Origin of the sequence: Mesorhizobium sp. M7A.F.Ca.CA.004.06.1.1 (assembly GCF_003999135.1) — a bacterium.
In the GTDB taxonomy this organism is placed as follows: Bacteria; Pseudomonadota; Alphaproteobacteria; order Rhizobiales; family Rhizobiaceae; genus Mesorhizobium.
In genome coordinates, this window is the sequence record NZ_RZPQ01000324.1 from 1 (window position 1) to 6255 (window position 6255).

The following is a 6255-nucleotide window of genomic DNA, read 5'->3' on the forward strand; positions in this document are numbered from 1 at the left end:
CAGACCGGGGCGCCCGCCTGCGGCTGGCAAACGATCTACTTCAGCGGCTTGAGGCCAGCCTCGATCGAAGCGCGCTTCGGTTCGAGGAATGGCGGCAGAGCAAGACTTTCCCCCAGTGTTTCCAGCGGCTCGTCGGCGGTGAAGCCCGGCCCGTCGGTGGCGATCTCGAACAGGATGCCGTTCGGCTCGCGGAAATAGAGCGAGCGGAAGTAATAGCGCTCGACCTCGCCGCTCGACGGCAGGCGGAATTCGGCCAGCCGCGCCGTCCATTGATGCAGCGTCTCCTGGTCCGGCGCCCTGAAGGCGACATGGTGAACCGCACCGGCGCCTTGCCGTGCCGGCGCCAGTCCCGGCTGCACCAGGACATGCAGCTCCGCCGCCGGCCCGCCCTCGCCCATTTCGAAGACGTGAACCTGCCCCTCCGGCGACACATAGTCGCGCGCCTTGCGCATGTTCATCACCTTGGTCACCACCGCCTCGGTGTTGGTGATGTCGGGAACGCTGATGACGATCGGCCCGAGCCCGCGTATCTGGTGCTCGACCGGTACCGGGCTTTGCGCCCAGGGATGGCTGCCGCCCTTGCCGCCATCGCTGACCAGGCGCAGACGCTGGCCCTCGGGATCTTCGAAGTCCAATGACGCATAACCGCCGGTGTCGGCGATCTCTCCTGTTGCCAGGCATTCGTCGGTCAAGTGTTGCTTCCACCAGGCAAGGCTCTCCCGACTGCCGACCCTGAGGCTGGTCCGCACGATGCTGTGCGTGCCGCGCCGCTCGCGGCCGACCGGCCAGTCGAAGAAGGTAAGGTCGGTGCCAGGCGTCGCTTCGCCGTCGGCATAGAAAAGGTGGTAGGCCGAGGTGTCGTCCTGGTTTACGGTCTTCTTGACCAGCCGCAGACCCAGCACCTTGGTGTAGAAATGAAGATTGCCGGGCGCGTTCGCGGTGATGGCGGTCAGATGGTGGATACCTGTCAGTTGCAAGCTCATCGTCGTCTCCCTGCTGTTGGGGAAGAATTTTCTCCCTCCATATCAGACCTGCGGTCACCCCGCTGAAGGCCTCGTATTCCGACAGTCCGTCGCCGGAAGCTGAACAGCGGCGCCGAAAACTACGCCGTCGCTATGAACAATCGGAAGCCGCAAACCTGCCTTGAGATACCGGTCGATGCGGCGAAAAACGATGCCTTGCCCTGCGGCGCGCGCACTGTCCGGAACTATTGTTCGCGCCCTGCCATCCTCCTGACAGACTGCTGTCAGGAGGGGTATGCGATAGTGCCTCTACACAGAGAGAGGAGACTAGCCATGAACGGTTATACCATTCTGCGCGGCATGCAGCACTATGTCGGCAAGATCCGCACGATGCGCAACGAGATCCGCACTCAGCGGTTCATGAACTCGCTGCCGGCGGACATTCGCAAGGATATCGGCTGGCCGGACATGTATGCGGATCGTGGCCCTCGCGGCAATTAAAGCCAATTTTTCGACCCGGCGATTGGATGTCGGCGCGTCAACGCCCAGATAACAGGTCCGGTGCGTGAGGATGGGAGCGAGCTTATGCCCGAACAGAAGACGATCGGCTTCCTTTTCATCGAAGGTTTTGCCGACTGGGAGTATGGGCTGCTGGCGGCCTCGGCGGTCGAATGGTTCGGCGCCCGTGCCATGTCGCTGACGCCTGATGGCAAGCAGGTGACTGGCATTAGTGGCTTTCGGCTGATCCCCGATCGCTCAACAGGCGCCAGCGAGAATGCCGATCTCGATGCCATTGCCATCATTGGTTCCGACCAGTGGACGAGCAAGGCACAGCCTGATGTAGGCAACCTGCTTGCCGCCATTGCATCGCGCGGCGGTGTGGTCGGCGGCATCTGCGCCGGCACGCTGGCGCTGGCCCGCGCCGGCCTGTTCGAGAAGGCCAAGCATACCAGCAATGGCCGCGAGTGGATCAAGGGTCATGAAACCGGTTATGCCGGTGCCGAGAACTACCAGGATGTGCCGCATGCCGTAGCCGACGGCAAAATTGTTTCCGCGCCGGGCTCGGCGCCGGGCACCTTCGCGCTCGCCTTTCTGAAGACGCTCTACCCCGAAAGAGGCAGCGATCTCGCGCGGATGCGGACACTGTTTGCCAAGGAGTATGCTGAAGGCTCCTGACAGTATGCTGTCAGGAGTGCCGTGCAATGGTGCCAGCTTCGGACACCACGCATTGGCGTCAAAGGACGATCGATGAAGAGTTGGAAAGACAGACTGAGCACACCTGGCATCAACGGCGTGAAGCCGACGCCGCGCACGATGGCCGATGTCATCGAAGGACAGCCTATGCTGGTGCCGACGGCGCGCCAGGTCGATGATTTCATCCGCTCGATTCCCGAAGGCATCGACATGGATGTGCGTGCGCTGCGTACAGCACTTGCCGTCGAGCATGGCGCCGAAGTGACATGCCCGGTCACCATAGGCTATCATCTGCGCACTGTTGCCGAAGCCGCCAACGAGGACCTTCAGCGCGGCATGGCGCTGAGTGACGTGGCACCGTTCTGGCGCGTGCTCGATGCGAAAACACCGACGACGAAGAAACTGTCCTTCGGCGCGGAGTTCGTCGCCGCGCAGCGCAAGCGCGAAGGGCTGAAACCATGAGGCACGCCGCCCAAAAGTGTTCTGCGGTTTTGGGATAACGGCATGCGCGAAAACACGATGCCGTGCCGTCCAAAAGTGGACATCAGTTTTGGGCGACATGCATAGAGACAACGCCGAGGGACCATACGATGCGCCGCGCCGACAGGCTCTTCCAAATCGTGCAGCATCTGCGCGGTGGCCGATTGGTCACCGCCCAGAAGCTCGGCACGTGGCTCGAGGTTTCCGAGCGAACCATCTATCGCGACATTGCCGATTTGCAGTCGACCGGAGTGCCGATCGACGGCGAAGCCGGCGTTGGCTACATGATGAGGGAGGGGTTCGACCTTCCGCCGCTGATGTTCACGCGTGACGAAATCGTCGCGCTGGTCGCCGGCGCCCGCATGGTGCGTGCCTTTGGCGGTGCCGCCATGGCGAGGGCCGCAGACGAGGCGCTGGTCAAGATCGGCGCCGTATTGCCCGATGCCGAGAAAGACCGCATCGCCCGCACCGAGATCCACACACCGATGTGGGTGGTCAGCGACGCTGCCCGCGAGGCGATCGACCTGATCGAGCGCGCGGTCGAAAAACGCCAGGTGCTGACCATCGACTATTCCGACGAGGCCGGCCGCGGCACAGCCCGCGATATCCGCCCGCTCGGCCTGTGGTTTTGGGGCAAGGTGTGGACCCTGGTCGCCTGGTGCGAGATGCGCGACGATTTCCGCGCCTTCCGCATCGATCGCATTGCCTCCGTGGTCATCGCCGGCCGCATCTTCAAGCCGGAACGCGGCAAGCAGCTCGCCGACTTCTACCGCGCGGTGGAGCGCAGCGAGGATTACGGCATGGCGCCGGACCGCGCGGCGCGAAGCTGAGTTGTTGACCACATAAAAAAGCCCGCTCGAAGCGGGCTTTTTTTTGGAATGTCAGACAACCTCACTCGTCGTCGTCATTGTCCGTGTTCTTCGACTTCAAGGCCGAGAGCTTGGCGAACACGGCATTGGCGTCGAGTTCGGCATCCTCGTCTTTCGGCTTTTCGGGAGCCGGCACCAGCCGCTCGGTCAGGGCCGCCGGCAGCAGCGTGTCGCCGACCGGCTGCGCCTGTTCGCGGCCGCGCGAGGCGCGATTGACTTCCATGTCGAGGTCGATCTGCGAGGCGAGGCCCAGCGTCACCGGGTCCATCGGCTGTAGATTGGCCGAATTCCAGTGCTTGCGCTCACGGATCTGCTCGATCGTGGACTTGGTGGTGCCGACGAGGCGCGAGATCTGCGCGTCCTTGAGCTCGGGATGGTTGCGCACCAGCCACAGAATCGCGTTCGGCCGGTCCTGGCGCTTCGACAGCGGCGTGTAGCGCGGACCCTTGCGCTTGGATTCAGGCACCCGCACCTTGGGATCCGAAAGCTTCAGGCGCTGGTTCGAATCCTTCTCGGCACGGGCGATCTCGTCGCGGGTCAGCTGTCCGGTCATGATCGGGTCCATGCCCTTGATGCCTTGCGCCGATTCACCGTCGGCGATTGCCTTGACCTCGAGCGGGTGCAGCCCGCAGAACTGCGCGATCTGCTCGAAGGAAAGTGCGGTATTGTCGACCAGCCAGACAGCGGTCGCCTTGGGCATCAGCAGCGTATTGGCCATTTTACAAATCCTTCTCGTTCGCCCGCGTTCCCGCGCGGGCGGTGGTTTAGAGCCACCAAAATGGGAAATTCGCGGTCTGTATAACCGCTCTCGGGTCGTTTCGCAACGTTTTTGGAGCCAAAGACCGCACCGCGTGCGCTGCGCGCTCAAGACCGCCGGATCGCCCGGAGCGCGACCGCCCCTTGTTCGACGGACGGCGCAAAAAATCGCGCGTCGGCTTTCCGGCCTGCCGGTTATCGGCCCGACAGCTCCACCTACCCCAGGTCGAATGCCTCGAAACGGTAGCGGCCAGTTGTCATCCAGGTTCAGTAGAACGGCGAATATGGCTCCAGTCCCGCTCGCGTGAAGATGGAAATGGGGTGATCAATTCGCGCGACAACGCCCGCCCCCAAATTGATGCCCGTTCCGTCGCAGACACTAAAGACTTTCGACCGCGTTCCGATCAGCACATGGACCGGTTTCCCCGCCTGGACGGGGTATGTACTGTTGTGGATGAAAAGGACCCCGCTCGCTTGTAGCGTGTCGTGCGCATTGCCGTTGCTGCTCGAAATTTCGACGTAGTCGCGACCCGCGAATGAATTGTTCGTCCAGATGCCGACAACTCCTTCCACCGAGAGCCAACCATTCGCCCAGCCGTCGGCATCGCGAGGATAGTATTGTCTGAACAGGCGATAGGTCACGCGGTCCGATAGCCAAAAAACCGTCACGTAGCCGTCCATGTCCGGCACATAGGTGAACCAGATACCGGTCTCGCTCGTGGCGCGCAGGCTATCCGAATCGTATGGGTCCAGATTGTTGGCGCTGACGAAATCCATCGAGAGCGGTACCGGATCGGTCACGGCATGATCGTAGAGTTGGGTGAGCGTCCACCGTCCATTATAGTTGAACCACTTGTCGAAGTAGGTTCCTCGATCGACCGTGTTCAGGTCGATCCTCTGCAATTCCCCCCGTTCGACCGGACCAAAAGGAACTGGCCCCAGGTCCGGTATATCGAGGCGTGGTATCATAACCGTGCTGGTCGTGGTCGTTGCGACAATCTGCCTAGATCGAGCAAGGATCCTGTTTTGCCAACCGCCGATCGCACGTTCCGCGCAATCAGGTCCGCCCGATAGTCTCGCCAATAGTGCCCGGACCGGATCTTTTCGAACGCGACCATCTCTTCGATCAGATGGTCGACGTCTTTGGCGGAACGTCTTGTCTTGGAAAGGAAAGCATTCTGCTTGCCAAGCAATTTCTCTCGCGCCTTGGCCTCGCCTTCCAGAAGGTCCGTGTCGAATGGCAGTTTACATCCCTGCGTTGGGACAAAACCGCTTTCATGCTTGGTGTGGAAATCGACCTTTGACCTGACCATGTGACCTCCAGCAGTTTCTTGCCATTACCGTGGTGACGGTGCGCTTTTGCTGCTCGCCACCTGTTGCCGTCAGAACTTCACGGCGAGATCGACCTTTGCGCCCTGGTCGACCGTGCCGCCGCCGAATTGGCCGGTATAGGCCAGGCCCAGCGTCGCGTTGGCCGACATGTTGAAGTCGAGCCCAGCCTCGACGACCGCGCTGTCCCTGGCGATCGGCACGCCGGCGATGGTGAAGGCGTCGCCGCCGGCGAAGGCGAAGCTGGAGGTCGGCGTGACATCGCCGAAGGCATGACGCCAGCCGAGCATGCCGCGCGCGGTGACGTTCATGCCGCCAAACGCGAAGTCCGAGGAACCGCGCAGGCCGAGCGTGGTGAAGGTCGCATCGGTGGACGTACCGGCGCTGGTCAGTGCCGCATCGCCACCGTCTTCGGTGAAGCCGTCGGTATGGACGCTGACATAGGCCAGGTTGGCGAACGGTTCGAACCTGAATTGTCCGGCATCGGCCTTGTAGGCGAGTTCGCCGAAGACCTGCGCGGTGCCGGCATCGTAGTCGGCCGACAACCCATCCGTGAAGCCGTTGAAAGCAACCGAGCGTTTGGTCGAAAGACTGCTCCAGGAGTAGGCAGCGCCGGTGCGGAAAGCGATGGCGCCCCAGTTGGTGCCGCCAGAGAGGCCGAGGTG

Annotated in this window: 9 protein-coding genes; 5 read left to right on the forward strand and 4 right to left on the reverse strand. The window is 62.1% G+C overall.

The window, feature by feature from the left end; genetic code table 11:
* Positions 1-35 precede the first annotated feature (35 nt).
* Positions 36-983, reverse strand: a complete 948-nt coding sequence (locus EN906_RS19200) for a ring-cleaving dioxygenase (RefSeq protein WP_127375306.1) — start codon at positions 981-983, stop codon at positions 36-38.
* Positions 984-1295: 312 nt separating this feature from the next.
* On the opposite strand from EN906_RS19200, the gene EN906_RS19205 reads away from it, so the two are divergent.
* The 4 genes from EN906_RS19205 (at position 1296) to EN906_RS19220 (ending at position 3466) form a co-directional block, all read left to right on the forward strand.
* The gene (locus EN906_RS19205) at positions 1296-1463 is read left to right on the forward strand and encodes a hypothetical protein (protein ID WP_013529241.1); all 168 of its coding nucleotides are present in this window, start codon (positions 1296-1298) and stop codon (positions 1461-1463) included.
* Positions 1464-1547: 84 nt separating this feature from the next.
* Complete coding sequence (locus EN906_RS19210; protein WP_127271753.1) at positions 1548-2138, forward strand: DJ-1/PfpI family protein; 591 nt, start codon at positions 1548-1550, stop codon at positions 2136-2138.
* A 72-nt stretch (positions 2139-2210) separates the two neighbouring features.
* Positions 2211-2618, forward strand: coding sequence for a hypothetical protein (locus EN906_RS19215; protein WP_127271751.1), 408 nt, complete (start codon positions 2211-2213; stop codon positions 2616-2618).
* 128 nt (positions 2619-2746) lie between these two features.
* The gene (locus tag EN906_RS19220) at positions 2747-3466 is read left to right on the forward strand and encodes a YafY family protein (RefSeq protein WP_013529238.1); all 720 of its coding nucleotides are present in this window, start codon (positions 2747-2749) and stop codon (positions 3464-3466) included.
* A gap of 61 nt (positions 3467-3527) precedes the next feature.
* On the opposite strand, the gene EN906_RS19225 is transcribed toward EN906_RS19220, so the two are convergent.
* Together EN906_RS19225 and EN906_RS37330 are read right to left on the reverse strand one after the other, a co-directional pair.
* Entirely contained in the window at positions 3528-4223 is a 696-nt protein-coding gene (locus tag EN906_RS19225) for a DUF1013 domain-containing protein (protein WP_127269986.1), read from the reverse strand.
* A gap of 305 nt (positions 4224-4528) precedes the next feature.
* A complete protein-coding gene (locus EN906_RS37330) occupies positions 4529-5164 on the reverse strand; it encodes a hypothetical protein (RefSeq protein WP_164748827.1) in 636 nt (211 codons plus the stop codon).
* Between the two features lie 227 nt (positions 5165-5391).
* Here EN906_RS37330 and EN906_RS37335 point away from each other — a divergent pair, with 227 nt between their 5' ends.
* On the forward strand, positions 5392-5565 hold the full coding sequence (locus EN906_RS37335; protein WP_164751160.1) for a hypothetical protein: 174 nt from the start codon (positions 5392-5394) through the stop codon (positions 5563-5565).
* A 78-nt stretch (positions 5566-5643) separates the two neighbouring features.
* On the opposite strand, the gene EN906_RS19235 is transcribed toward EN906_RS37335, so the two are convergent.
* The coding region (locus tag EN906_RS19235; RefSeq protein WP_127375307.1) for an autotransporter domain-containing protein at positions 5644-6255 on the reverse strand (612 nt) is incomplete at its 5' end.

Excerpts from the sequence above, each read along its gene's own strand:
- EN906_RS37335 (WP_164751160.1), top strand. The coding sequence starts at position 5,392 with ATGGTCGACGTCTTTGGCGGAACGTCTTGTCTTGGAAAGGAAAGCATT.
- EN906_RS19225 (WP_127269986.1), bottom strand. The coding sequence starts at position 4,223 with ATGGCCAATACGCTGCTGATGCCCAAGGCGACCGCTGTCTGGCTGGTC.
- EN906_RS19215 (WP_127271751.1), top strand. The coding sequence starts at position 2,211 with ATGAAGAGTTGGAAAGACAGACTGAGCACACCTGGCATCAACGGCGTG.
- EN906_RS19205 (WP_013529241.1), top strand. The coding sequence starts at position 1,296 with ATGAACGGTTATACCATTCTGCGCGGCATGCAGCACTATGTCGGCAAG.
- EN906_RS19220 (WP_013529238.1), top strand. The coding sequence starts at position 2,747 with ATGCGCCGCGCCGACAGGCTCTTCCAAATCGTGCAGCATCTGCGCGGT.
- EN906_RS19200 (WP_127375306.1), bottom strand. The coding sequence starts at position 983 with ATGAGCTTGCAACTGACAGGTATCCACCATCTGACCGCCATCACCGCG.
- EN906_RS19210 (WP_127271753.1), top strand. The coding sequence starts at position 1,548 with ATGCCCGAACAGAAGACGATCGGCTTCCTTTTCATCGAAGGTTTTGCC.